Raw genomic sequence first — 26,380 nt, 5'->3', positions numbered from 1 at the left:
ATCGAAGCTTATGCTTGCAAAAGGGCACAGCCGGAGCCGTTAAAACGGATAACTGACATCCTTACCCGCTCCGACCTTGGCCAGTTTGGTATCAATGGCATTAAGCCTGGCTTGAGCGGCTTCCTTTTGGGCCTTGCGATCAGCACGCTTGATGACTGTTCTCAAAAAACGCTTTGCTGTTTCAAAATGTCCTTTGTGTTCATAAATCATGGATGCACGATACATTGCAGTCACTGCCCAGATATTCTGTTCCGGGAATTCCCATGCCAACTCAAGGTAATGCTGGAGCGCCTTTTCTTTCTTGCCCATGGCATGTTCTCCTTCAGCAATCCAAAAAAGTATTTCTGCACGCAATTCATTATTCTTTAGGTCGTCACGTGTAGACCAGATTCTTTCAAGTATTGCTTGAGCTTTTTTTAACTCTCCTTTCTGCTGAATCATAAGTGCCAACTTTAATTCTTTTTCAGCAGGCAGCGTCCCTCCAGATTGTAGAATTTCATTATAGGCTTTCATGGCTTTGGCATCATTTCCTTCTGCCAAGTCGTATTCCACTGCGGCAGTGAGCCATTTCATACGAAGTTCCGGTCCATATTTATCCTGATCAACACGTTTCAGATAGTAAGCCGAAAGTTTGAAATCCCTGTTCACGGCTGCATAGTCAGCCAATGCGATAAAACTTTCCGCTCCGAGCCGGGACTTGGGAAACAGAAATGCGCAACGGCGGGCAACCTTAATTTTATTTTTTATATCTTCCTGCTGCGCTAAATCAGCAAAAACAAGTAGTCTGTCCAGCGGGTTGGCATTTATGGTCTGATTCAGGGATTTATGGGAAATCGGACTCCAAAAAGGAGTATCTATTCCTTTAAAATAATCAACTCCAGCAGCTTCACTGAGTGTTGATATGATATAAAGATTTTCATTTTTTCCGTAATCGACAGTGCTGATGACCTTGGATAAGGGCAGCTTGAAAGCAATGCCGCTGGCTATCCGCAGGCTGATTGGCAATGTGTCTGCATCAAGCCGCTTGAGGACATTGCGGGCAAGTTCCATGTCCCCTGTCAAAAATGCAAATGCGAGACGATAATTCTGCAAGGCATTAACCAGTTCGCTTGAAAGGAGCAACGACCCGGTTTCTCTATCAATAGTTTTCAGCGCTTCTTCCGGCTCCATCTCAAGCAGTTTTTTCCGAAATACATTCCATGCCGTTGAAGTGGGAGCCCCCAACTGCCAGAGTGCAGGGGAGAGTACTGCAGGCTCAAGAACCCCTGCCTCAAAAAAAGAAGCAGGACGGATCAGGCCAGCCTGACTGAAAGTTGAAGTTGCTTCAGGTGTCTTGCCCGACTCCAGAAACATATTTACAGATTTCCAGAAAACTTGAACCGTTGAATTGGAAATCATATCCAGAGCATGGTCTGATTTTTCCCATTCACCGATACTGGATGCTGCAAGTGATTTGGCGATGGCCATACGGTCATCTTCATTAACAACAGTTGAATTACTAACAGCCGGGTCTACCTCGGAAGAGCTGTTAAGTCCTGCCAGTTTCGTTTTACTGTTAACGATAAAATAAGTTGTAGGCCAAACTTTTTCAGCCTGACGAAAAGTTTGCTCAAGCAGCATCTTACGTGATTCGCGGGCTGAATCAGGTGTTACCCGATACCCCCAGTAGAGAGAGCGCCAGACATCAAACCAGACACTTTTGAAATATGAATCCTCTTTAAATTTAGAGGTCATGGTTTCCTGATCCATCAAACGTGCGGCCTGACTGAACCAGATCACACCTTTCACAGGATCGCCAAGTGCCCGCTGGCATTTGCCACCCAGCCAGAGCCGGGTGATCTCCTGATTCTTATCAGTGAAAGCCGGTGTGGACTGCAAAATTCCGAGGCATGCTGAATAACGTCCTAAATTGAAGGCCGTTTCAGCTCTTTTTAAAATCAACTCCGGAGTATCTCCAGTCTGAGAATAATTTTGTTCCAGAACATCCCAAGCCCCATATTTTTCAAGCCATGACTCAAATGAATCTTTTTTATTGGTAGAATCTGCAAAAGCAGTTCCTCCTGAACCGAACAACACAGCCGCAGCCAGAAGGGAAGACAATATTTTTTTCTTAAGTCTCGAACTCATGAAAACCTCATGGATTTAGATTTCAAGTCAACGTAATTCGCTATCCAAGTGAGATAAAGAAAAGAGCCTCAAGAGGCAAATTTTATCACTCATCTGAATCAATTTAATACTCTGAAAAGGCTCAACAACCACGAACGTCGGGTCTACATGCTTCTAATGTGTACGATAATCAATAAGTTGCCTATTTTTAATACTTAATTAGAAAAGAGCTTATCGATTAAAAACTGAAAGAGGTTTGAATAAACACAAATCATTTAGTTTTCATTTTGCAAAGTTTACATAATTTACATTATGAGACTAATGTATAAAGTTATTAATATCAGGGTATTACAAACAATAGATCCAGTTTTTAACCATTTTGACTGTTTCTGTTGTCAAATGACCCCCTTTAATATTTTCCAGCCTTGTCATTTCGAACGAATTTCAATTTTAGCTGTCTAAGACCTCTCAAATTTATTCGTAAAGTCAGCTTAGGAATTTCTTTCAAAAATTGCTTAGGAGCAAAATATGGAGATCGTCTTTTCTTAAAAAAATATCCTTGCCTGACCTCAGGCCAGACAAGGATATTCGTATAAACGATTGTGTAAAATCATTCTTGATGCTAGCTGCTGTTTCCCATAAAGCTCATCAAGTTCGTAAACGAAATTTCAAGACCATGAATTCCGGTTCTGGTTATTCTATCCAGATTGGTCGAGTTACATGAAATATCTGCAAGGACATCTGCACATAGATTGTGTTTGTGGAAGATTCTTATTGTGTCGGTCAGAAATCCGAAGTCGTCATTGTGTTTTTGCTGGACCATGTTCATATCAAAACTGATAAAATCAGCTCCGGACTTGGCTGCCATTATTGCTTTAGTAATGCTCTTCAGACCAGACATGCTTACAGGGATATTTTTGCCGGAAAGCAACTTGCAAACTTTGAAACCTTCAAGCGTAGCTTTAACTTTAACCACAACATTAGGACTGAGATGTACAAGTCTTAGCGCATCAGCAAGCAATTCTTCAACATCATTTCCCATGGCGGAAATGAAAACCGGACCTTTTAAGCTTGAAACGATGGATTTAATATCATTGTCAGCAGCTACACATTTCTCGTCACTTCTTTCGGATAATAAACTGATACCGTCAATCAAACTATAATCAACAGACGTTTTAACCTCATAGAGCGAACAGGTCTTGAGGTAAATTTTCATGTTTCTCCCCTGCTCTTTTGAAGCTCAAAAATGAACCCTTTTAACAAGGTCAAAAGGGTTTATTGAAATGTTGCGGTCGACTTATTCTTCGCCATCTGCCTCAAGGCGTTTGATGTACTTGTCGCGGCATTCATAAGAACAGAAGCACTCGACTTTTTCGCCGTTTCTAACCCTGATATCACCATCTTTGGGTACATAGGCGCCACAAATAGGATCTTTGACCATTTCACCGGTTTTGACCTTTTTTTCAAAATTCTTGCCGGCTGTATCCTGCTTCTTTTTCTGGTCGCCACTGAAAAGCTTCCACATGATGAATGCTGCCAGCGCAATAACAACAAATTTCAACATAATTTTTAACACCTCAAATAAAAAGGCCGCACCTATGAAAGATGCGGCCTGAGAATTAATCCTGATAAATCTTTTTACCTTCAGTACGGTAATCGATTTTCTTCAGAGCATCGGCAACGGATGTTCCATCAGGGAACACCAGTTCAGGGTCAATATCGGTCAGCGGAATAAGCACGAATGCCCTCTCTAATGCCCGTGGATGCGGAACAGTAAGATAACTGCCACTGTCGATAACCCGGTCTCCGAAAAGAATGATATCCAGATCAATGGGTCGGGGGCCGTTTTTAATTTCCCTAACCCTATCCATCTGCCCTTCCACAGCCTGAAGCGTGGAAAGGAAGCCTTCTGCGGACCAGAGTTCGGGATCAACAGCAAAACGGACAACCTGATTCTTAAACCATGGCTGATCTTTCAATCCCTGAGGTTCGGTCTCATAAGTTTCAGACCAGACTTCAGGATCAATGCCTTCATATTTTTCCAGTCTTGCAACGGCCTGGTTCAAATTATCTTCAGTGTCTCCAATATTTGAACCAAGACTTACATAGACCTTTATAGTTTGGATATCCGTGATACTGCCTCCTTGAGTCTTTCGGTATCAACAGTCAGCGAAATTCTGAAATACCCTTCACCGGATTCGCCGAAGCCGTTACCGGGAGTGACAACAACACCGGTTTCCTTCAGGAGCTTGGATACGAACTCGGAAGAAGTATAGCCTTCGGGAGTTTTGGCCCATACGAAGATGGATGCATCAGGCACCTTGCAGGAGATATTGATCTTTTCCAGAGCTTCAATAACGCAGTCACGACGCTCTTTGTAGATCTTGCGGAATTCCTTAACATAAGGTTCGCCTTCTTTTAGTGCAACAATTCCGGCTTCTTGTACAGCCTGAAAAATACCGGAGTCGACATTTTCTTTAATTTTTCCAAGTCCTGCCACGAGTGAGGCATTACCCACAGCCATACCACAACGCCAACCGGTCATGTTGTATGTTTTGGACAGGGAATGAAATTCAATGGCCACATCTTTCGCACCGGGAGTTTCCAGAATGGAAATGGGTTTTTTGTTATCATCGTAGTAAACTTCGGTGTAAGCGGCATCAGAGACAATGATTACGTTGTGTTTTTTAGCTTTGGCAACCAATTCTGAGTAGAATTCGGGGGTTGCGGTAGCGGATGTCGGGTTATTGGGGTAGTTTACGAAGAAAATCTTGCACTTATCCCATGTTGCGTCGTCAATGGCATTGAGATCGGGCAGGAAGTCATTTTCTTCCAGCATGGGGATAATCTTAACGTCACCACCGGCAAAACCGGAAGCAACCGGGTAAACCGGATAGTTGGGAGAAGCTACCAGCACAAGGTCACCGGGGTTGACAAATGCCAACGGGAAGTGAGCTATACCTTCTTTGGAACCGATCAGGGAAACGACTTCTTTTGCTGCATCCAGCTCCACGTTGAATCTTTCTTTGTACCAATCAGCAACAGCCTGACGAAAAGTCAGCAGACCTACATATGAAGGATACTGATGGTTGACCGGGTTCTGAGCTGCCTTGTGCAGTGCTTCAATAATAAAGTCGGGAGTCGGAAGGTCAGGATCGCCGATGCCGAGACTGATGATATCTACTCCCTGAGCTGCAACTTCAGCTTTGAGTCTGTCGATTTCAGCAAAAAGATACGGGGGGAGTGTTGCAAGCCTGTCGGCAAGTTTAAATTCTGGCATTTCGATATGCTCCTGTCATTTTGGGTTTAAATTATTATCAAAACTGTTTAAATATGCTTGTTTGCTCTGTCAATAAACTTGAGCAGTCGCACCCATACGTGTAATGAGTACGGGATATGACCGAGAACGAAAACATTACCTGTAACCACCAATGGATCGACCGTTATCTGGAGTACCTGCTCATTGAGCGTGGGCTCTCGGAAAACAGCCTGAACGGATATCTGAGTGATCTGGAGTCTTTTCAGAATTTTCTAGAGGAAAGGTCCGCGAAAATAGAAGACGCCACAAGTCAGACACTCATGCTCTACCTTACATATCTAAGGTCTAAAGCATTGAAATCAACCTCGCTGGCGAGGCATCTTTCGTCTTTGCGGGGATTTTTCGCGTTCTGCACATCGCGGGGTTTCATTAAAGAAGACCCGGCAACATTGCTGGAAAACCCGAAGCTCCCCAGAAAAATTCCTGAATTCCTTTCACCGGAGGAAATCGGCCGCATTCTAGCTCTGCCCAAGCTGACCGAAAAACTAGGTTTTCGCGATCGTACAATGCTTGAGCTGCTGTATGCTGCCGGTATGAGAGTCTCCGAACTGATCAATCTTAACATTGAAGACTTTGATCCTCAAACCGGAGTTCTCATTATTTTCGGCAAAGGTTCCAAGGAACGGCTGGTGCCGATTCATTATGTGGCGCAAAATTTCTTAAACCAATACATTAAAGATTGGCGTCCTGCTTTTAATCCCAAGGTCAAGAACATATTCTTAAACAGGTCCGGGAAAGGACTGACCAGGCAGGGAGTCTGGAAACTGATCAAGAAGTTCACACTGGAAGCAGGTATAAAACGTTCAATATCTCCACACACTTTCAGGCATTCTTTTGCCACCCACTTGCTGGATGGCGGTGCGGATCTGCGTACAGTCCAGTTGCTTCTCGGTCATTCTGACATCAATGCTACCGAAATATACACACATATTCAAGCCGGAAGATTAGTCCAGCTTCATAAACGCTTTCACCCACGTTCTGTAATGTGAGATTTTAATAATGTCAAAAAATGAAAACCCGATAAAAGCGGAAACGATAATTACCGGCCATGTAAATGCGGATTTCGATTGTCTTGCCGCAATTGTTGCTGCCGGTAAATTATATCCCGGCGCCACTCTTGTTTTCCCCGGAAGCCAGGAAAAGAATCTGCGTAATTTCTATATGGAAAGCGCAACATACTTTTTTAATTTTAAACACTTAAAAGAAATTGACAAGAGTTCGGTCAAACTCCTGGTTGTGGTGGATACCTCCCGCCGCAAACGAATTGTTCATGTGGATCCCATTCTTAAGAATCCGGGGCTCAAAATTCATATTTATGACCACCATATGAAATCAGAATGTGATCTTGATCCCGAGTTTATGATCAAAAAACCATGGGGTTCAAGCGTCGCAATACTCTCGCATGAAATCAGGGAACGCGGTATTGAAATCAATCAGGAAGAAGCGACCATCATGGGGCTTGGGCTTTACGAAGATACGGGGTCGTTCACTTTCAATTCCACCACGGAACATGACTTTGAGGCCGGCAAATGGCTCTTAAAAAACGGTATGGAGCTGGATGTCATCACCGACCTGCTTAACCGGGATCTTTCAGCGCAGCAGATAACCCTGCTCGGCAGGCTGCTTGAGGGGGCCACCACCCACACCATTAATGACCTTGATGTGGTCATAACGGAAATCAGCACCCCGGAATACGTGGTTGATTTTTCTGTACTGGTCCATAAATTCATGGATATTGAAAACATCAAAGTCCTTTTTGCGCTGGGACGTATGAATGACCGAATTCATCTGGTTGCCAGATCACGCACACAGGATATTGACGTGGGCGCCATCTGCACTTCTTTTGGAGGTGGCGGGCATGTTTATGCGGCGTCCGCCACTATAAAAGACCGCACTTTGGCCGAAGTTCGGGATGAACTTTTCGCCCTCCTCTATTCAAAGGTAACCCCCCGCCTTAATGTGGAAGCCATCATGTCCAAACCGCCGGTCGCAATTCCCCGCGACATGACCATTTCCAAAGCTGTGGAACGGATGACCCAATACAGCCTAAAAGGGGTTCCAGTAGTGGACAACATGGAAAATATGCGCGTTGTGGGATTGCTGGAGCAAAAAACAGCGGACAAAGCACTTTCCCATAATCTTGGTCATGTGGAAGTTGAAATATATATGCAGCACCCTTTTTCTTCCATTAAGACCGATTCAGGGCTGCACCGGGTCATGGAGATTATCCTCGGCCAGAAACAACGTTTGGTTCCGGTTGTGGAAAATGACCGGGTTGAGGCCGTTGTCACCCGCACGGACCTTATCAATATGCTGGTTCAAGATCCGGCACGCATTCCAGAATCTTTGTTTCCTGATAAGAAACAGGAACGCAATATCCGCAATATCATGCGTAACAGATTGCCTAATAAAATTCTCAACATCCTTGAAACTGCCGGGAAAATGGCTGCGGAAATCGGAACTGAAGCCTACGTGGTAGGAGGATTCGTACGCGATGTACTGCTGACCAAAACTAATCTGGACCTTGATCTTGTTGTTGAGGGTGACGGAATCGCCTTTGCTAAAAAGTTAGCCCAAAAAATGGATGGACGAGCCAAATACCACCGCAAATTTAAGACTGCAGTAGTAATCCTGCCCGACGGGCAACGAGTTGATGTGGCAACCGCCCGTCTCGAATATTATGAATACCCCGCCGCCCTGCCCACCGTAGAACTTTCATCAATAAAGATGGACCTCTATCGCCGAGATTTTACCATTAACGCTCTGGCTGTACACATCAACCCGGCCAGCTTCGGAAAACTGGTGGACTTCTTCGGTTCCCAGCGTGACTTGAAGGACAGGACCATTCGCGTTCTTCATGCCCTGAGTTTTGTGGAAGATCCTACCCGGATCATGCGCGCCATAAGGTTTGAGCAACGTTTTGATTTCAAGATCGGAGGCCAGACCCTGAATCTGGTCAAAAATGCCCTGAAACTTAATCTGATCAACAAGCTGTCGGGCTACCGCTTAACTCACGAAATGCGTATTATATTAAATGAAGCCAATGTGCTGCACAGCATCGAACGCATGAACGAATTAGGAGTGCTCGAAGCAATCCACCCGTTGCTGGCGCTTAATTCTTCCCGTTCTCAAGTTATAGGAGAACTTGAAAGGTTAATGAGTTGGTACAGTCTGCTTTATCTGGAGCCTCCCCTTTCGGTCTGGAAAACATATTTTCTCGCCATGTGCATGGGTATATCCAAGGCCAAAATGGAGCAGATATATGACCGCTTCAGTTTTTCGCCGACCGAACGCCGGGAATTTGTACATATGCGGGATACTATTTTCTGGGCAGCCGGAAATATCATGAATATCAAAAGGGAAATGAAGCCAAGTGAAATTTATGAAACTCTCAGTCCGGTTCCTCTTGAGGGAGTGCTTTTCATCATGGCCCGCACCAAACGGGAGATGATAAAAAAATATGTATCGCAATATCTTACCAGTCTCAGGCTGAAAACAATTGATGTCACAGGTGAAGACATCAAAGACTTTGGACTTGAACCCGGCCCCATGTATTCCCAATTATTAAATGATGTAAAACTCTGCAGCCTTGACGGTAAGATTAAAGGACGCGGGGAACAGCTGCTTTATTTGAAGGAAAGAATCAAAGAAATAAATGCTCAAAAAGCAGATTAAAGAGACTTAACCAGTTTAGAAAGTATATCAACAACTTCAAAAATGGTTTCCCTTGCTCTTACCCGGTAACCCGTGTAGAACATGCAGACTTTTGCAATATGGTGGACAAAATGCTTGTTATGAAGCTTTTTTTCAGGAATAAGCTGTTTTTTTCATATTTATTGTTGATAATTAGCTGGTATTTAATTACTGGAATTTAATATTGTTTGATAAAAGACAATACAAATGTTTTCTGCTTAATTTTAGCAGGACACACGCCCAGCGACTTCACTGCTGTGCGAAGGTATTGTAAAGGTTGTTTTACAAATGGAAGTATTATGGGCACCATGGCGAATGGACTACATCCTTGGTCCTAAGCCGGATGAATGTGTTTTCTGCATTCCGGAAAGCATTGAAGAGGATGAGGAAAGATTAATTCTGCACAGGGCTGAACACTGCTTTGTGATAATGAACAAGTTTCCGTACAACAACTGCCATCTGATGGTTACACCTTACCGTCATGTCAGCAAACTCACTGATCTTGAAGAAGCTGAGGCTTCCGAGATCATGAAATATATAACCATCAGCTGCGATATTCTGGAAAAGGCATGCAATCCTCAAGGGATTAATGTCGGCCTGAATATAGGGGAAGCAGCCGGAGCTGGGATCGCCGCCCATCTCCATTTTCAATTAGTACCCCGTTGGAACGGGGATGCATCGTTTATGGCAGTTTTCGGAGAAACCAATGTTATTCCCGATCACTTGTCTTCAACTTATAAAAGGCTCAAGCCGTTATTTGACAGTTGCTGTCGCTAAGTAACACTAAGGAGGGTTTCATGCGTTACTTGAAGGTTTTGGCTCTGGTAGTTCTCTTTTTCCTTTCCATGGTATTCTTTATCCAGAATACTCCCGAACTTTCCAAGGAAGTAACTCTGTCCATAGAACTGTTTAGCTACAAGTTCATGAGCCAGCCTCTTCCGTACTACCTCTTGATCCTGATTGCGTTTGCTGCAGGTTCCGTACTCTGTCTGCTCTACTTCATGGCTGACAAAATCCGTCTTTCCGGTCAGCTCCGCACCTGCCGCACCAGAATGGCCAACCTTGAGCAGGAAGTTAACTCTCTGCGCAACCTGCCCCTCGATGAGGGGAACTATCCCTCCGCAGAAGAAAGCGAAGAGAAAGCTTCTGAATAAATAAGCGCATATACAAGGAGTATACGTGTCCTTTTTAAGCGTATTTAAAAAGAAGAGAATGACGGCGTCCGATAATCGGGCGCCGTCTTATTCGTCCGGGGCCGGAAAAGGCAAGTCCGGACTGGCTGATACCCGCGCAGCTATTGATGAACTCAGCAAAGTTGTAAAGGACACTCCCGAGGCGGTGGAAATATACCTCGCTCTGGGCAACCTCTACCGTTCGCAGGGCGAAATAGAACGTGCTGCCCAGATCAGAAACAGCCTTATAGTACGTCCCGGTCTGGACCCGGCCATCAAGGCCCGCGCTCTTTATGAACTGGGACGAGATTTCAGTCGTGGCGGTTTTCTGGACCGTGCAATTCATGCCTTTGAGAAAGCCCGTGAAATAGTAGGCGATTCCCCTGAAATCCTGACCGAGTTGGCGGAATTGGCCGCCGGGGGACGCGAATTTGAAAAAGCCGCAGCTTTTTATTCAATGCTGAACCAGCCAGTGCAAGAAGCGCATTACCTTGCCCGCCTTGCAGAAGATTATACATCTGAAGGCGAAGATGCTGCCGCACAGCGCACCTTGAAAAAAGCCCTTAAAATTTCATCAAGTTCAGTTGAGTCCTGGCTTCTGGTGCTGACCAGATTGAAGCAGGAGGGATCACTGGACAAATTCAAAAAAAAGTTCAACACCGCGCTTGCGCAGGTTCCAAAACATTTAACCTTTGTTCTTGTGGAAGGCATTCTGGCTGAATCTCTTGTCTTCGGTGATACCCCGATCCTCAAAAAAGAACAGAATAATGATCGCAACTATCCTTTTTATGAAGTGATGGTTGAAGAAATTTCTCACTCAGACCCCGATGTGATCATGCACTATTATGGTTCGCGCCTCCTGCAGCTTTGTGGTAAACAGGAAGAAGCCGGGGTCTGGCTTGAAAAGACACTCATGCTCAATCAGAATTTCTGGCTGGCAAGACTTGAGCTGTTTGATATCGCACAGGACCAGCAGAGATTGACTTCCTCTTTTAAAAACCAGCTTGATTTTTTCGTAAATGTCGCGAGGAAAGTGCAAAGGTTCACTTGTTCCAGTTGCGGTCTCAAGCGGGATAGAATATTTTTCAATTGCCCACGGTGCCGCAGTTGGCATTCAATTTCGTTCCGTAAAGAACTGAACCAGTAAGCCCCTTATATTATTGTGAGCAAACAAAAACTCACTCCCATGTTCGAGCAGTACATGCAGATCAAGGCCGAATACCCTGATTCTCTGCTATTTTTTCGCATGGGAGACTTTTATGAACTTTTTTTTGAGGACGCTGAAATAGCAGCGCGAGAATTGCAGATCGCTCTGACCTGCCGCAATCCCAAATCGGATGATAAAGTTCCCATGTGCGGAGTTCCGCATCATGCATCACGGGTTTATCTTTCTCAATTAATAGATAAAGGTTACACCGTTGCACTTTGCGACCAGCTTGAAGATCCCAAACTGACCAAGGGACTTGTAAAAAGAGGGGTAACAAGGGTTTTCACCCCCGGAACAGTAGTTGAAGACGACACTCTTTCTGCCAAAGACAGTAACTATCTCGCCGCCCTGATCTGGGATGAAACAAAATCAGCAGGTGGGCTGGCATGGATGGATTTTTCGACCGGGCAATGGAGTGGTATCCAGAGTAAAAATGAAAATGATCTCTGGCAATGGGCATTAAAAATCAGTCCTCGGGAGCTGATCCTTCCTCAAGGTAAGACCATTCCCGGTCAGTACTGTGAAATTGATGCCCGCATAGCCCCGGCCCCTTCTGCCGGGTATTTCAACTACAAATCCGCAAGGGAAAACGTCCTTGAAGCGCAGAATGTTGCTGATCTGGATTCACTGGATCTTGAAGATAAACCTCAGCTGACCCAAGCCTGTGGAGCACTCATTTCCTATCTGCGTCAGACCCAGATGCAGGACTTTGACCATCTTGGAGAATTTACGCCCCTGAATCTGACCAAGTTCATGATTCTGGATGAAGTTACCGAGCGCAACCTTGAACTTTTCAAAAGACTGGACGGTAAAAAGGGCAAAGGCACCCTGCTTAAAGTACTCGACAAGACTATCACCCCCATGGGCGGGCGTTTGCTTGCCGTACGCTTGAAACAGCCTTGGCGGGAGATAGGCCCCATTGAAAACAACCAGCGTGCGGTAACTTTTTTTCATAATGACGATTCCCTGCGTTCTAAAATCAGAAAACAGCTGGATACAGTCTACGATCTGGAGCGGCTTTCCACCCGCGTGGTACTGGGCCGGGCAACACCTAAAGATTTTATCAGCCTGCGGCAGAGCCTGAAGACACTTCCCCCGATTCATGATCTGTTGTTTGAGGCAGTCTCAAGCGCTGATGAAAAGAATCCGGTTACTCCGGCTTTGAAGACCATTGTAAATAAATGGGATTCAATGACCGATGTGTCAGAACTTCTGGAGCGGGCCCTTGTGGACTCCCCACCCCCGGTGATTACCGAAGGCGGACTCTTCAGGAGCGGATTCAACTCAGAACTCGACGAATTCATTGAGCTTACCGAGCACGGTGAATCAACTCTTGCCGGATTGCTTGAAAAAGAAAAAAATGCCAACGACCTGCCCAAGCTGAAACTGGGATTCAACAAGGTTTTCGGATATTATTTTGAAATTTCCAAAGCTTTTAAAGGACAGATCCCCGAGTATTTCGAACGTCGTCAAACACTTGTAAACAGCGAACGTTATATCACACCGGATCTCAAGGAGCTGGAAGAAAAACTAATTTCCGCCTCTGATAAACGCAAGACTTTGGAATACAATCTTTTTCAAAAAATCAGGGAAGAAGTAGCCCAAAACCGTGGTCGCTTCATGTTCATGGCCGATGCCATCGCTGCCCTTGATTTCTGGCAGGGTCTTGCGGAAGCAGCACGGGCCAACCGCTGGTCCTGCCCGGAGGTACACTCCGGTATGGAAGTAATTATCGAAGAAGGACGCCACCCCGTCGTCGAGGATGTGCAGGGAGCTGCAAACTACATCCCCAACAGCCTGACAATAGATGAAAAACGGCGTATCCTGCTCATAACCGGACCTAACATGGCCGGTAAGTCCACGGTACTCCGGCAGGTAGCACTCATGGGTATCATGGCCCAGATCGGCTCCTACATTCCGGCTAGCAGCGGGCGAATCGGACTTATGGACCGCGTTTTTTCCCGTGTCGGCGCATCGGACAATCTCGCACAGGGCCAGTCAACCTTCATGGTCGAGATGATGGAGACCGCCCGTATTCTGCGTCAGGCATCCATGCGCAGTCTGGTCATTCTTGATGAAATAGGTCGCGGAACCTCCACTTTTGACGGACTCGCTCTGGCCTGGGCAGTGGTTGAGGAACTTTCCAAACGCGCACGGGGCGGTATCCGTACCCTCTTTGCCACTCATTATCATGAGTTGACCTCGCTTGAGGGAGTAATTGACGGCTTGCGTAATTTTAATATTGCAGTACGTGAATGGAAAGGGGACATCCTCTTTTTACGCAGACTGGTCCCCGGCCCTGCTGATAAAAGTTACGGTATCGAGGTTGCAAAGCTTGCCGGGGTACCCAAGCCTGTAGTAGTCAGGGCAAGGGAAATTCTTGCGAATCTGGAAGAAAAATCGCAGGATATGGACGGACAACCTGCGCATAAGGCCCCGTCCGTGCAATCAATCCTGCCGGGAATGCTCTGCACCGGAAATGAAAAGAAAAATGAAGCTCCGCCCGAAGATCACGCACTGATCAAAGAACTGCGCAATCTTGACGTGAACGGACTTTCACCTATAGAAGCCCTTACCCTTCTGAATCAGTGGAAAAACTCGCTTGGAGAAAATTGATGAAATTTCATATGTTAAAAAAACAAATGCTGCTGGCCGTTCTGGCTGTTTTCGTTCTCTCCGCCACTGGTTGCGGAGTAAAAATGTGGCCCGCTCCTACAAAAAGTGAAGATTATTTTAATTTCACATCTGTTGAAGGCCGCCGCGTAGGTGAATGCCTTAAAGTTGTAGTAAAGGTTGACGGCGCATATAAAAATGTAGACAATTTAAGTCTTCAATTTCAAGCTGACGGTTCCGGTCCGGGAGAAGGCTGTCCGACATGTCCTTTCTTCCCGGCTATCAGGAAAGAATTCACACCCGGTTCCGAAGGTATTCAATCCGACGGCTCCACTTTCGTATTCAGCGAATGTGGACTTGATCCCGCTAAAAGCTATCGTTGGAGAGTCGTAGGACGCAATGTCTACGACGCACTTGGAGTGGTCATTTCCGACGTATACACAGCTACACCCTAATATTTTAATGGAGTCCTTCCACAATGCATCACTTTGAAGTCAAAAATAATGAACTGCATGCTGAAAACATCAGCATAACCGAACTGGCCAAAGAATACGGCACCCCGCTCTATATTTATTCCGCAGCCACCCTGCGCAGGCATTTCGAAGCTTTTGATTCCGCCTTCAACGGGCTGGAGCACATGACCTGCTATTCCGTTAAGGCCAACTCCAACTTGAGCGTGCTCAAATTGTTGGCCGAAATGGGCGCAGGCATGGATATCGTTTCCGGCGGAGAACTCTACCGCGCACTCAAGGCAGGTGTCCCCGCCAGCAAGATCGTATTTTCCGGCGTAGGTAAAAAAGCTTATGAAATTGCCGAAGCGCTCAAGGCTGACATTCTCATGTTCAACGTTGAATCCGTAGGTGAACTGCACCGCATCAACGAAGTTGCCGAGTCCATGAACAAAGTCGCACGCATCAGCTTCCGCATCAACCCGGATGTTGACCCCAAGACCCATCCCTATATCTCCACCGGGATGAAAAAGAACAAATTCGGTCTGGATATGGAAACCGCCAAGGAAGCCTACAAGACTGCCAAAGAGCTTTCCAACATATCCCCCGTCGGCATGGATTGCCACATCGGTTCTCAGTTGACCACCATTGAACCTTTCCTCGAAGCCCTCGACAAGCTTCTCACCTTCCGTGATGAACTGAGTTCCATGGGCATTGAAATTGAACACCTCGATCTGGGCGGTGGACTGGGTATCACTTACAACGAAGAAGAACCGCCTCACCCAAAAGAATTCGGTGAAGCCCTGAGCAAGGCTCTTGCCGGGACCGGACTTAAAGTAGTACTTGAACCCGGACGTGTGATTGCAGGTAACGCAGGAATTCTCGTCGGTGAAGTCATCTACACCAAGAAAACTCCGACCAAAGATTTCCTCATAGTCGATGCTGCAATGAATGATTTGGTACGCCCTTCCCTGTACCAGTCTTATCACCGCATTTCCGAGGTAACCCAGAACAACCGTCCTGAAATTGACTACGACGTTGTCGGCCCCATTTGCGAGTCCGGAGACTTCCTTGCCAAGGATCGTATGCTGCCCGAAATGAAACAGGGTGAGCTCATCGCAGTATACTCTGCAGGAGCTTACGGTTTTACCATGTCTTCCAACTACAACTCCCGCCTGCGCGCAGCTGAAATCATCGTCGATGGCGATGACGTCATCGTGGGCCGCCGTCGTGAGACTTATGAAGATCTGTTGAAATTGGAATCTTAATTTGCCTATCACAAGGCCATGAGTACTTATGCAGTATTCATGGCCTTGATTGCCTTTGGCGAGCCTCCCGGCGGGCGCTTTCAGCGGGACCAAAGGGAATAAATCCCTATTAAGGGATTTTCTTTTTTTGAGAGAAACAATGGCCAGACTTAATTCATTTTATCTTCCTCCCGAAAATTGGGATGCGCCCTTCGTTCTGGAAGGTAGCGAGGCAAAACATCTTGGAAAGGTTTTGCGTACCCGCGTGGGTGATACCGTGCGTCTTTTTGACGGCTGCGGCCGTGAAGGGTTATTTATCGTAACTGAAATCACCAAGAGCAAAGTCCAACTGGAACTTGGTGAAGAAACATACGTACCGGATACACGCAACATCACTCTTGCCATAGGCTGGAATAAAAGTTCCCGCCGCAACTGGATTCTGGAAAAATCCGTTGAGCTCCAGACTCGCGGACTGATTTTTTTTCAAAGTGAATTCAGTCAAGGCAAGGTTCCTGCCGAGATTAAGGAAAGCTGGAATGAAAAATTGGTTTCAGCTGCAAAGCAGTGTGGTAATGCATGGATGCCCGGACTTCAAACTGTTCCCGGATCACTTGAAAAGCTGATCGAAACTTCCGCCCAATTCAGCAATAAACTTTTCCTATGGGAAAAAGCAGATAACGGTGCAGTGCCTGAAAACGCTGTTTTCAGCGCTGAATCCACATTGGCGGTCATCGGCCCCGAAGGTGGGTTCAGTCCGCGTGAAGCCGAACTGCTGATCGAAAATGGTTTTAAACCCTGCAGTCTCGGAAAATCTATCCTAAGATGGGAAACAGCCGCCCTGCTCTGCATAGGAGCTGCATATCTGGAAAGTCAAAAATAAATTTATATTTAAAAATGGCGAAGCCATAATAATCGTTTTTGGGATTCTTACCCCTTTTTTCAAAAAGGGTTAAAAGCCCCGGCAGGTCCTTCGGCGACAAAATCTAAACTGCCTTGAAAGCGTCAAATATCTGCTGGGCGCGCTTTTTCCCAATCCCCTGTACACTTGAGAGTTCTTCCACGGAAGCCTCTTTCATTTTTTGCACTGATCCGAATTCATCCCAAAGCAAACGGGCTGTCTTGGGGCCGATTCCGGGCAGGGAAAGGACTTCACTTTGCAAAACCTTCTTCTTGCGCGACTTACGCTGCCTGCCGATGACAAAACGGTGTGCTTCGTCACGTACGCGCTGCAGGTAGAGAAGTTCAGGGCTTCCGCCTTTGAGCGGCAAATGGTTCTTACGGCCGGGCCTAAAGATACGGTCTTCAAGCTCCCCGGCTTTACGGGTCGGCCCCTTTGCTATGGAAGCCAGATGCGGAATCGGTTCATCATATTTCCAATTCTCGGCAAAAGCCTTTTCAACTGAAGCAAGCTGCCCCTTACCACCATCTATTAATATAAGGTCGGCCCACGGCGGTCCTGAATCTATGCGCTTGAGCACCCAATGATATAACGCGGCATAATCATCCGAGGAATGCTCCAATTCCGGGAAAGCGTAGGTCCGGTATTGTGATTTTTCCGGTTTGGCTTCCTCAAATACAACCATACCCACACGCATGCCCTCTCCGCCGAGATGTGAGGCATCAATACATTCTATGCGCTGCGGAGAACCGGAAAGTTTCAGCTTTCCGGCCAGCAGATCGAGGATATTATTGTTGCTTTTTTCCTTTTCTTTGAGGCCCAACGCGGCATTTTTTCGGGCTATTTCCAACAATCGTTTTTCCTCACCACTATGGGGAGTCACGATGCGTACAGTGGTTTTGCTCCGTTCACTAAGCAATTCTGCCGCCCCCTGCATATCGAATTCAAAAGGCACAAAAAGTTTGGGCGGAATAAATTTAGTTGAGGAATAAAACTGTGAGACAAAACTGTGCAGCACTTCCTCTCCATCCTCAAGACTGAGGCCCGGCCAGTAGAAATGTTTCTTGTCCAGCAAGCGCCCTTTTCTGATGAAGAGCAGTCCAAGACCAACTCCCTGCGAAGATTCCGCCAAAGCGATCACATCAATATCAGAGCGTTCATTAAGTACCACAGACTGTTTTTCCACGGTTTTCTGAATGGCCTTGATCTGGTCCCGAAACTTCGCGGCCTGTTCGAATTCCAAGGCATCGGAAGCTTCTTCCATCTGGCGGCGCAGTGAGCCGATCAAATCTCCGGACTTACCTGAAAGCAGCATCTCCACCTGATGCACCAGATTCATGTAATCCTGCCTTGGAACAACATTCACACAAGGCCCGAGGCACTGGCCGATGTCATGGTAGAGGCAGGGGCGAACCCGGTTGCGGAAAGCTGAATCCGAGCATTTACGCAATGGAAAAACCTTGCCGAGCACCTTCCATGTTTCGCGGGCAAAATAGCTGGATGTGTACGGACCGAAATAAACTGACCCATCACGAATCACTTTGCGGGTCATACGCAGCCGGGGAAATTCCGACTTCTTGTCCAGTTGGAAAAGCACATACTGCTTGTCATCACGGAGGACTACATTATAGCGCGGCCTGTGTTTTTTGATCAGGCTTGCTTCAAGCAGCAACGCTTCTTTCTCAGTCCCGGTAACAAGGGTATCGATGGAATGTATCTTCGAAACCAGCACTCTGGTCTTGGGCGTATGCTTATGCATAGCCCGAAAATAGGATGCCAGCCTTTTGCGTAATTCACGGGCCTTTCCTACATATATAATCCGGCCCGCAGAATCCTTCATAAGATACACACCGGGCAATGCCGGGAAATCGACACTTTTGAACTCAAAACTCATAGTACATAAAACCTGTAAAAATTTTTAAACCCGCCCTGTAAATCATATTCAAGAACTATCTTCCGGCTTATTCCTTGTCAACAAAGGGATTTCTATCTCTTTAAAAAAGTCTAGAGATTCTCTTAGCTTTCATAACATTGATGCGGGTAAAAAAAATTATACGGTATAATTTTTTTTACCCTTGTCAAAAAAATGTAAATTTTAGCTTGCCATGAGAATGCTGAAAAGCTAGAACTGTTCGTGAAGGTAGGCGTCAGGCAATCGTGCTTAAACTCATTTATTCAGCAAAAGGATAATAAACAATGAAAAAAATTGCTATTCTCGCAGTCCTGGCCGCTATGGTTCTGGGCTTCGCAGCAAGCGCATCTGCAGTTGATCTGGACGCAAAAGGCCAGTTTCAGTTCCAGATGAACATCATGGACAACACCGGTAGCCTCATCCCTAACGACAAGACTACCAACAACTCTAACAGCGAAGACGACCTGAACTTCTGGTTCCGTGCTCGTACCGAATTCCGTTTCATCGCTAACGAAAACCTGTGGGCAGTCCTGTACACCGAGTACAAGAACCGCCTCGGTGATGCACACCGCAACTACTCCCAGACCGGTCCTACCGCTCTGGACGCTGGTGCTAACGATGAAGGTCTGTACGTAAAACGTGCTTACCTGCAGTACCGTTTCCCCGGCACCGAAGTTCTGACTTCTGCTGGTATCATGTCCATCAACCTGCCCGGCGCTGCTGCTGGTTCCATGATTCTTGGTGATGCTGACCTCGGTACTTTCCAGGTTGAAACTCCCATCACTGACCAGATCGCTCTTGCAGGTGCATTCGTTCGTGTTGAAGACGCTAGCAACGGTGACGTTGGCACTGCTAACACCAACAACAAAGACGAACTGGATATCTTCTACGCAGCAGCTCCCATCACCATTGATGGTCTGTCCGCTACCCCTTACTTTGCATACTCCCTGATCGGTAAAAACACCACTGCTGTTGCAGGCCTTCAGGGTCCCGCAGGTAACGCTCTGAACAAAGATGCTACTGCATGGTGGCTCGGTACTACCTTTACTCTGGATATGTTCGATCCCATCGTTTTCAACGCAGACATCGTTTACGGTGCTGTAGATGCTAACCAGAAGCGCAACGATCGTTCCGGTCTGCTCTTCGACGCATCTCTTGCTTACACCGGTCTGGACTTCGTACAGCCCAAACTGGTTTTCGCCTACACCACTGGTGAAGATGACAAAACTGATAACGGTTCCGAGCGTCTGCCCGTAGTATCTAACGACTGGGCTTTCGGTACCACCTACTTCGGTGGCTCCGCTCTGACTTCTGCTGATATGGACAGCAACGAACAGGTTGGTTTCTGGACCATCGGTCTCTCTCTCGAAAAGATCTCCTTCTTCGACAAACTGAGCCATGATATCCACGTTCTGTACGTACAGGGTACCAACGACAAGGATCTGGTTAACAGCGCTGCAAAATACGCTGCTATGACCAACATCACTGCTAACGGCGACTTCCTGACCTCCGAAGACCACGTTTTCGAAGTTGACTTCAACACCAACTACCAGATCTACGACGAACTGGCAGCTATCGTTGAATTCGGTTACGTTGACGTTGATCTCGACAAAGGCGTATGGGAAGACGGCGCAGGCCAGAATGTTGACTTCGATCCTTCCCTCAAGTTCGCTATTGGTCTCGTTTACAAGTTCTAATAAATCTTAGAACAACTTATTTAGCATAGCCTTGACGCCGGGGGCCGGGAGTTTTACTCCCGGCCCTTTTTAATTTCCTACTTCCGGCAGTCTATTCTGCTCGACTTTTGATGCACATTGAGATATGGGTCAAGGCATCTTAAAGACATCTCTTCGTAATTTTTTACGCACTAATCACATCCATCAAGTTAAGGACACTTCTATGCCTTGCAGAGACATTAATTATTCCGGACAGCAGGACTGGCCGGAAATCAAAAAATGGCTTGAACTCCGGGTCAACCCTGACAGCAAAGTAGACTCCATTGTCAAAGACATCCTATCTAGAGTTAAGTCCGAGGGGGATCAGGCCCTTGTAGACTATACCAGACAGTTCGACTGCCCTGATTTCACCCACCATATGCTCAAAGTCGGCACCGACCAGCGTCGCCTTGCCTATACCGAAATTGAATCACAGGACCTTGAGATAATCGAGGAAGCAATTCGCAACATCAGAGATTTCCACCGCAGACAGGTAGAAGAATCATGGTGGACCACAGGAGAGGACGGAACCATCCTCGGCCAGCTGGTTCGCCCGGTTGACCGGGTAGGTCTGTATGTTCCCGGCGGACAGGGCGGAGAAACACCCCTTATTTCCAGCATGATCATGAACGCAGTCCCCGCTCAGGTAGCCGGGGTCAAGGAAATCGCGGTAATCTCCCCTCCCCGCAAAGACGGAACTCTTAACCCGTATATCCTCGCCACAGCTCAGGAACTGGGAATCAACGAAATTTACACATCCGGCTCCGCATGGGCTATCGGTGCTCTAGCTTACGGAACTGAAACAATCCCCCCCTGTGACGTCATTGCAGGACCGGGCAACATCTTTGTAGCCACAGCCAAAGGCCAGCTGGTGGGCGAGGTCGGTATCGACATGATTGCCGGCCCCAGTGAAGTAGCCATTCTTGCGGACGGTAATTCCGATCCGGCATGGATAGCCGCCGACCTCCTTTCACAGGCTGAACACGACCCCCTTGCTTCCTCCATCCTTGTAACATGGGATGACGAACTGGGACTCAAGGTAAAGTACGAGCTCAAAAAACAGGCCGACCTGCTCCCTCGCGGAGAGATTGCCCTCAAATCCCTTGAAGACTGGGGCGCAATAGTCAAAGTCCCGAATCTAGAAGTTGGGATTGACTTTGTAAACAGGATGGCCCCGGAACACTTGGAGCTTGCCTTTGAAGAACCCTGGGGGGCAATAGGCCGGATCAAACACGCAGGTGCGATCTTCATGGGCCACTTTACACCGGAACCGGTGGGTGATTACTTCGCAGGCCCCAACCACGTGCTGCCCACCGTTGGCACCGCACGTTTTTCCTCCGCGCTTTCGGTGCAAACATTTACTAAAAAGACAAGTCTGATCTATACTGACAAGAGCTACGTTGACCGCCACGGCGCTAAGATTGCCAGACTGGCACGCCTCGAAGGACTTGAGGCTCACGCCCGTTCTGTTGAAACAAGATTGAAAAACTGATGCGCTTACGCGTTTTTATGATTTAATTATGCTACGGTAACCCTTCGGGGGGGCAAAGAACTTAAGAAAGAGTTCTTTCGACTCTCCCGAACTTTTTTTATAGGGCTTCGCCGCTCTGCATGACCGATTGTCATTTTAACTAACTATAAGAGGATACGCAGATGTCCAAGCATGTAATTGAAACTGATATTAAAGAATTGAATCTTCTTTCCCGCGGTAAAGTCCGCGACATCTACGAAGTGGATGATGACAAGCTTCTGCTGGTAACCACCGACAGGATTTCCGCATACGACGTCATCATGCCCAATCCAATTGATGATAAAGGTAAAATCCTAAACCAGATCACTCTGTTCTGGATGGACATGTTTAAAGATATTGTCCCCAACCACCTGATTGCATCCAAAGTGGAAGATTACCCGGAAGTGCTTCACAAATACCGCGACCAATTGGAAGGACGTTCCGTGCTGGTAAAAAAAGCCAAACCGTTGCCCATCGAATGTATCGTACGCGGCTACATTACCGGGTCCGGCTGGAAAGACTATCAGAAAACCGGAGAAGTCTGTGGTCACAAACTTCCCGAAGGGCTCAAAGAATCTGAAATGTTGGAGCAACCCCTGTTCACCCCCTCCACCAAAGCGGAGCTTGGCGAGCATGATGAAAATATTTCCGTGGAAAAAGCCATGGAAATGCTCGGCGAAGAACTGCTGGAAAAAGTTCAGGATGTTACTCTTTCCATCTACAAACGCGGCCGTGATTATGCCCGTGAAAAGGGAATCATCATTGCTGATACCAAATTCGAATTCGGTCTCATCGATGGAGAACTGATTCTTATTGACGAAGTGCTGACCCCGGACTCCTCCCGCTTCTGGCCCATGGAAGGTTATGAAGCAGGCAAGGGACAGCCCAGCTTTGACAAGCAGTTTCTGCGCGACTGGCTGACTGAAATCAAATTCAACAAGCAGCCTCCGGCTCCGGAAGTACCTGAAGAAATCGCAACCAAAACCCGTGATAAATACATGGAAGCATTCAAACTCTTGACTGAAAGTGAACTTGACGCTTAAGTTAGTGCGCTACACGATATGAAGAATTAATAAATAAGGAGAGATTAATGCTGCTCAAAGGTAAAAAAGCACTGATTTTCGGTGTTGCTAACAAAAAAAGCATTGCTTACGGCATCGCCAAGGAATTCAAGGAACAAGGGGCCGAGCTGGCTTTCAGCTATGTTAACGATGCCATTAAAAAACGCGTCGAACCCATCAGTGAAGAACTGGGCGGAGCATTCACTTTCCAGTGTGACGTTCAGAGCGATGAAAGCATCGCCGAATCAGTTGAAGAAGTAAAAAAACAGTGGGGAGATATTGATATTCTCATCCACTCCGTTGCTTTCGCCAACCGCGATGACCTGAAAAACCGCTATATTGAAACTTCCCGCGAAGGTTTTCACCTTGCCATGGATGTTTCAGCTTACTCTCTGGTCAGCCTTTGCAACGCATACGAAGATGTAATCAACCCCGGCGGTTCCGTCATGGCTATGACTTATCTCGGTTCAAGCAGGGTTATTACTAACTATAATGTTATGGGAGTTGCCAAAGCGACTCTTGAAGCCAGTGTCCGTTATCTTGCTGTAGACCTCGGTGCCAAAGGTATCCGCATGAATGCCATCAGCGCCGGTCCCATCAAGACTCTGGCCGCTTCCGGCATATCCAGCTTTAAAGACATTTTCAGACACATTGAAGAACGCGCTCCGCTCAAACGGAACGTAACCACTGAAGATGTTGGTAAAACAGCTGTTTACTACGCATCAGACCTTTCCGCCGGGGTTACCGGGGAAACACACTTTGTCGATTGCGGTTATAATATTCTTGGAATTTAATTTCATTCGGATATTAAATTACAAAGCCGAAAGCCTTTTTAAGCTTCCGGCTTTTTTATTTTTTAGATATAGTTTCATTCCTGCTTGACAGGACTGAGTGAAGGGAATAAATATCCCTTTTGCCTTGCCCTTATATAGGAAAGGGCCATAGACCATAAGGAGGAGTTAATAATGCTCAGAAAGTATGAAGTACTTTTGCTTTTGAGCCCCGAACTTGCTAGCGACAGCCGCAAGGAAATCGTTGAGGGACTCATCGCAATCATTGACCGCGAAGGCGGCAAGATGGAAGAGATCGACGATTGGGGTTCCCGCCAGCTGGCTTACCCTGTCCAGAACCAGACCCGTGGATACTATGTCCGCCTTGTTTTCGACGCACCCGGCCCGCTGGTTGCAGAACTCGAGCGCAACATCCGTATCACCGACGGTATCTTCAAGTTCGTAACTGTTAAACTTGATGAAACCGCAAAGGCAGAGGAGGCTTAATCATGGCATTCAAAAGAAAATTCACACCCAAAAGAAAGTTCTGCCGCTTCTGTGCGGATAAGAACCTTCCCCTCGATTATAAACGTCCTGACATTCTCAAGGACTTCGTAACCGAGCGCGGCAAAATCATTGCCCGCAGAATTACCGGTACCTGCGCCAAGCATCAGCGTCGTCTTACTACTGAAATTAAACGTTCCAGACAGATGGCTCTCATGCATTACACCACTGTGCACAGCACTGATGTAAAGAAAAAAAGCATCTAGGGGGATCACATGAAACTTATTTTACGTGCCGATGTAGACTCCCTTGGAAGCCTTGGTGAAATTGTATCCGTTAAAGCCGGTTATGGTCGTAACTACCTGATTCCTCAGGGACTGGCCATGCCCGCTTCTGAAGCAAACCTCAAGCAGTTTGAGCTTGAAAAAAGAAAGCTTCAGGAAATGGCTGACAATCTCCGCACTCAGGCAGAAGGTCTCAGAGACAGACTGGCTGAAGTTGAAGTTAACATTGAAGTTCGCGTTGGTGAAGGCGACAAACTGTATGGTTCCGTAACCGCAGTTAACATCGCTGAAGCTCTCGCTGAAATGGATTTCGATATTGACCGCAGAAAGATCCTGCTGGGCGAGCCCATCCGTTCTCTCGGTGAATACGCAATCGAAATCAAACTCCACCCCGAAGTTCGCGGTGAAGTTAAACTGGTTGTAGCCAAAGTTGGCGGACCGGTTGAAGAAGAGCCCGCTGAAACCGAAGCACCCGTAGCTGAAGCAGATGCAGAAGCAGAAGCTGAAGCGTAAATCAGGCTCAGACTACAATTCGGGCGGAGCGTCTAACGACGCTTCGTCCGATCTTTTGCGTAAAGTCCCGCCACATAACCTTGAAGCTGAACAGGCCGTGCTCGGCGGGGTTTTCTTAAGCAATACCATATTCAACGATCTCGTTGATATCGTCAAATCAGACGACTTCTACTCCCCTGCCCATCGGGAAATTTTTCGGGCTTTTGAAGCCCTTTATACACGCAACGCCCCCATCGATCTGATCACGGTCAGTGAATATCTCACAGCCAGTGATAAAATTGATTCCGTGGGTGGTCCCGTATATCTCGCAGAGCTCGCCAACTCTGTAGTCAGTTCTGCAAACGCCCTGTATCACGCGGAGATAGTAGCTGAAAAAGGCATCCAGCGCAGCCTGATAGATACTGCTGCCAATATTATCAACGAAAGCTTTGAAGCACAGGATGTGAAAGAACTGCTGGATCATTCCGAGCAGGCGATCTTTGATATTACCGACTCCAAAAAGAATACCACTCTCAAAGGTAGTAAGGCGATTATTCAGGAAGTCTTTCAAGACCTTGAGAACAGGGTTTCCCAAAAATCACTGGTCACCGGGATTACCACCACATATCATAAATTCGATGAAATGACTGCAGGTCTGCAGAACTCTGACCTGATCATCATTGCCGGACGTCCAAGTATGGGTAAAACCGCATTCGCTCTTAACGTCGCAATGCGTGCCGCCCTGCATTCCGGTGTGACCACTGCCGTTTTTTCACTCGAAATGGCAATGGGACAGTTGATGACCCGTATGCTGGCCTGCCACGGTAAAGTCGATCTTTCGCGTTTAAGGACGGGACAGTTGGATGACGAGGACTGGGCCAAGCTTTATGATGCTGCTCAGGACTTGACAGAAGCACCCCTTTTTATTGATGATACTCCCGCAATCTCCACTATGGAACTGCGTGCACGCTGCCGGCGCTTAAAATCCCAGCACAATCTGGGGCTGGTCATGGTCGATTATCTGCAGCTGATGCGTTCCAGCGCCCGGGTTGATTCCCGTGAACAGGAAATTTCCGATATTTCACGATCCCTCAAAGCTCTGGCCAAGGAGCTGAACTTACCTGTCATCGCCTTGTCGCAGCTCAACCGAAAGGTTGAAGAACGTACCGATAAACGCCCCATGATGTCTGACCTGCGTGAATCAGGTGCTATTGAGCAGGACGCAGATATTATCCTCTTTCTTTACCGTGAAGATTTCTACAATAAAAAAGAGGACAAACCGCTGACCAACAAAGCGGAAGTCATTATCGGCAAACAGCGAAACGGTCCCACAGGTATTGTTGAACTGGCCTTCCTTGGTCCTTACACCGCTTTTGAAAACCTAGCTGCCGAACCATATCCGTCTGAATACGACGATGAATAATCGGA

At 46.9% G+C, this 26,380-nt stretch carries 23 protein-coding genes; 17 read left to right on the top strand and 6 right to left on the bottom strand.

The window, feature by feature from the left end; genetic code table 11:
• Window positions 1-39: 39 nt before the first annotated feature.
• From ACKU41_RS01915 to ACKU41_RS01895, 5 genes are all read right to left on the bottom strand, one after another.
• Window positions 40-2,127 carry a tetratricopeptide repeat protein gene (locus ACKU41_RS01915; RefSeq protein ID WP_321403746.1) on the bottom strand — a complete coding sequence of 696 codons (2,088 nt, stop codon included), beginning with the start codon at window positions 2,125-2,127 and terminating at the stop codon, window positions 40-42.
• Window positions 2,128-2,728: 601 nt separating this feature from the next.
• Entirely contained in the window at window positions 2,729-3,322 is a 594-nt protein-coding gene (locus tag ACKU41_RS01910) for a transaldolase family protein (RefSeq protein ID WP_321403744.1), read from the bottom strand.
• Between the two features lie 81 nt (window positions 3,323-3,403).
• Window positions 3,404-3,670, bottom strand: coding sequence for a transcriptional regulator (locus ACKU41_RS01905; RefSeq protein ID WP_321403742.1), 267 nt, complete (start codon window positions 3,668-3,670; stop codon window positions 3,404-3,406).
• Window positions 3,671-3,725: 55 nt separating this feature from the next.
• Complete coding sequence (gene folK / locus ACKU41_RS01900) at window positions 3,726-4,172, bottom strand: 2-amino-4-hydroxy-6-hydroxymethyldihydropteridine diphosphokinase (protein WP_321403741.1); 447 nt, start codon at window positions 4,170-4,172, stop codon at window positions 3,726-3,728.
• 47 nt (window positions 4,173-4,219) lie between these two features.
• Window positions 4,220-5,386, bottom strand: a complete 1,167-nt coding sequence (locus ACKU41_RS01895) for an LL-diaminopimelate aminotransferase (RefSeq protein ID WP_319781063.1) — start codon at window positions 5,384-5,386, stop codon at window positions 4,220-4,222.
• Window positions 5,387-5,502: 116 nt separating this feature from the next.
• Between ACKU41_RS01895 and xerD the strand changes: the two genes are divergently transcribed.
• The 9 genes from xerD (at window position 5,503) to ACKU41_RS01850 (ending at window position 16,686) form a co-directional block, all read left to right on the top strand.
• Complete coding sequence (xerD, locus tag ACKU41_RS01890) at window positions 5,503-6,414, top strand: site-specific tyrosine recombinase XerD (RefSeq protein WP_321403740.1); 912 nt, start codon at window positions 5,503-5,505, stop codon at window positions 6,412-6,414.
• Between the two features lie 10 nt (window positions 6,415-6,424).
• Window positions 6,425-9,100 (top strand): CBS domain-containing protein, encoded by a 2,676-nt coding sequence (locus ACKU41_RS01885; RefSeq protein WP_321403739.1) that lies wholly within the window; start codon window positions 6,425-6,427, stop codon window positions 9,098-9,100.
• Between the two features lie 306 nt (window positions 9,101-9,406).
• Window positions 9,407-9,895 (top strand): HIT domain-containing protein, encoded by a 489-nt coding sequence (locus ACKU41_RS01880; RefSeq protein ID WP_319781067.1) that lies wholly within the window; start codon window positions 9,407-9,409, stop codon window positions 9,893-9,895.
• Between the two features lie 20 nt (window positions 9,896-9,915).
• The gene (locus ACKU41_RS01875; RefSeq protein ID WP_319781068.1) at window positions 9,916-10,272 is read left to right on the top strand and encodes a LapA family protein; all 357 of its coding nucleotides are present in this window, start codon (window positions 9,916-9,918) and stop codon (window positions 10,270-10,272) included.
• A 25-nt stretch (window positions 10,273-10,297) separates the two neighbouring features.
• Window positions 10,298-11,437, top strand: coding sequence for a tetratricopeptide repeat protein (locus tag ACKU41_RS01870; RefSeq protein WP_321403736.1), 1,140 nt, complete (start codon window positions 10,298-10,300; stop codon window positions 11,435-11,437).
• A gap of 39 nt (window positions 11,438-11,476) precedes the next feature.
• Complete coding sequence (gene mutS / locus ACKU41_RS01865; RefSeq protein WP_321405241.1) at window positions 11,477-14,113, top strand: DNA mismatch repair protein MutS; 2,637 nt, start codon at window positions 11,477-11,479, stop codon at window positions 14,111-14,113.
• Complete coding sequence (locus ACKU41_RS01860) at window positions 14,113-14,565, top strand: hypothetical protein (RefSeq protein WP_321403734.1); 453 nt, start codon at window positions 14,113-14,115, stop codon at window positions 14,563-14,565. The genes mutS and ACKU41_RS01860 overlap by 1 nt, the downstream gene beginning before the upstream one ends.
• A gap of 23 nt (window positions 14,566-14,588) precedes the next feature.
• Entirely contained in the window at window positions 14,589-15,827 is a 1,239-nt protein-coding gene (gene lysA, locus ACKU41_RS01855) for a diaminopimelate decarboxylase (protein WP_321403732.1), read from the top strand.
• 139 nt (window positions 15,828-15,966) lie between these two features.
• Window positions 15,967-16,686 (top strand): 16S rRNA (uracil(1498)-N(3))-methyltransferase, encoded by a 720-nt coding sequence (locus ACKU41_RS01850; RefSeq protein ID WP_321403730.1) that lies wholly within the window; start codon window positions 15,967-15,969, stop codon window positions 16,684-16,686.
• A 103-nt stretch (window positions 16,687-16,789) separates the two neighbouring features.
• Here ACKU41_RS01850 and uvrC read toward each other — a convergent pair whose 3' ends face one another.
• The gene (gene uvrC / locus ACKU41_RS01845) at window positions 16,790-18,598 is read right to left on the bottom strand and encodes an excinuclease ABC subunit UvrC (RefSeq protein ID WP_321403728.1); all 1,809 of its coding nucleotides are present in this window, start codon (window positions 18,596-18,598) and stop codon (window positions 16,790-16,792) included.
• Between the two features lie 302 nt (window positions 18,599-18,900).
• Between uvrC and ACKU41_RS01840 the strand changes: the two genes are divergently transcribed.
• From ACKU41_RS01840 to dnaB, 8 genes are all read left to right on the top strand, one after another.
• Window positions 18,901-20,313, top strand: a complete 1,413-nt coding sequence (locus tag ACKU41_RS01840; protein ID WP_321403726.1) for an outer membrane homotrimeric porin — start codon at window positions 18,901-18,903, stop codon at window positions 20,311-20,313.
• A gap of 202 nt (window positions 20,314-20,515) precedes the next feature.
• Window positions 20,516-21,823: a histidinol dehydrogenase gene (gene hisD, locus ACKU41_RS01835; protein ID WP_319781076.1), complete on the top strand. Its 1,308-nt coding sequence runs from the start codon at window positions 20,516-20,518 to the stop codon at window positions 21,821-21,823.
• A gap of 161 nt (window positions 21,824-21,984) precedes the next feature.
• Window positions 21,985-22,884, top strand: coding sequence for a phosphoribosylaminoimidazolesuccinocarboxamide synthase (locus ACKU41_RS01830; RefSeq protein ID WP_319781077.1), 900 nt, complete (start codon window positions 21,985-21,987; stop codon window positions 22,882-22,884).
• 47 nt (window positions 22,885-22,931) lie between these two features.
• On the top strand, window positions 22,932-23,696 hold the full coding sequence (locus ACKU41_RS01825; RefSeq protein WP_319781078.1) for an enoyl-ACP reductase: 765 nt from the start codon (window positions 22,932-22,934) through the stop codon (window positions 23,694-23,696).
• Between the two features lie 171 nt (window positions 23,697-23,867).
• Window positions 23,868-24,179, top strand: coding sequence for a 30S ribosomal protein S6 (rpsF, locus tag ACKU41_RS01820; protein WP_319781079.1), 312 nt, complete (start codon window positions 23,868-23,870; stop codon window positions 24,177-24,179).
• A 2-nt stretch (window positions 24,180-24,181) separates the two neighbouring features.
• The gene (rpsR, locus tag ACKU41_RS01815) at window positions 24,182-24,442 is read left to right on the top strand and encodes a 30S ribosomal protein S18 (protein ID WP_015851900.1); all 261 of its coding nucleotides are present in this window, start codon (window positions 24,182-24,184) and stop codon (window positions 24,440-24,442) included.
• 9 nt (window positions 24,443-24,451) lie between these two features.
• Window positions 24,452-24,973, top strand: a complete 522-nt coding sequence (gene rplI, locus ACKU41_RS01810; protein WP_319781080.1) for a 50S ribosomal protein L9 — start codon at window positions 24,452-24,454, stop codon at window positions 24,971-24,973.
• Window positions 24,948-26,375, top strand: coding sequence for a replicative DNA helicase (gene dnaB, locus ACKU41_RS01805; RefSeq protein WP_319781081.1), 1,428 nt, complete (start codon window positions 24,948-24,950; stop codon window positions 26,373-26,375). The genes rplI and dnaB overlap by 26 nt, the downstream gene beginning before the upstream one ends.
• Window positions 26,376-26,380: the final 5 nt, after the last annotated feature.

The organism is Maridesulfovibrio sp., assembly GCF_963678865.1.
GTDB lineage: Bacteria > Desulfobacterota > Desulfovibrionia > Desulfovibrionales > Desulfovibrionaceae > Maridesulfovibrio.
The sequence above is the reverse complement of the archived record's forward strand: the minus strand, read 5'-3'. Positions and strand labels throughout refer to the sequence as shown.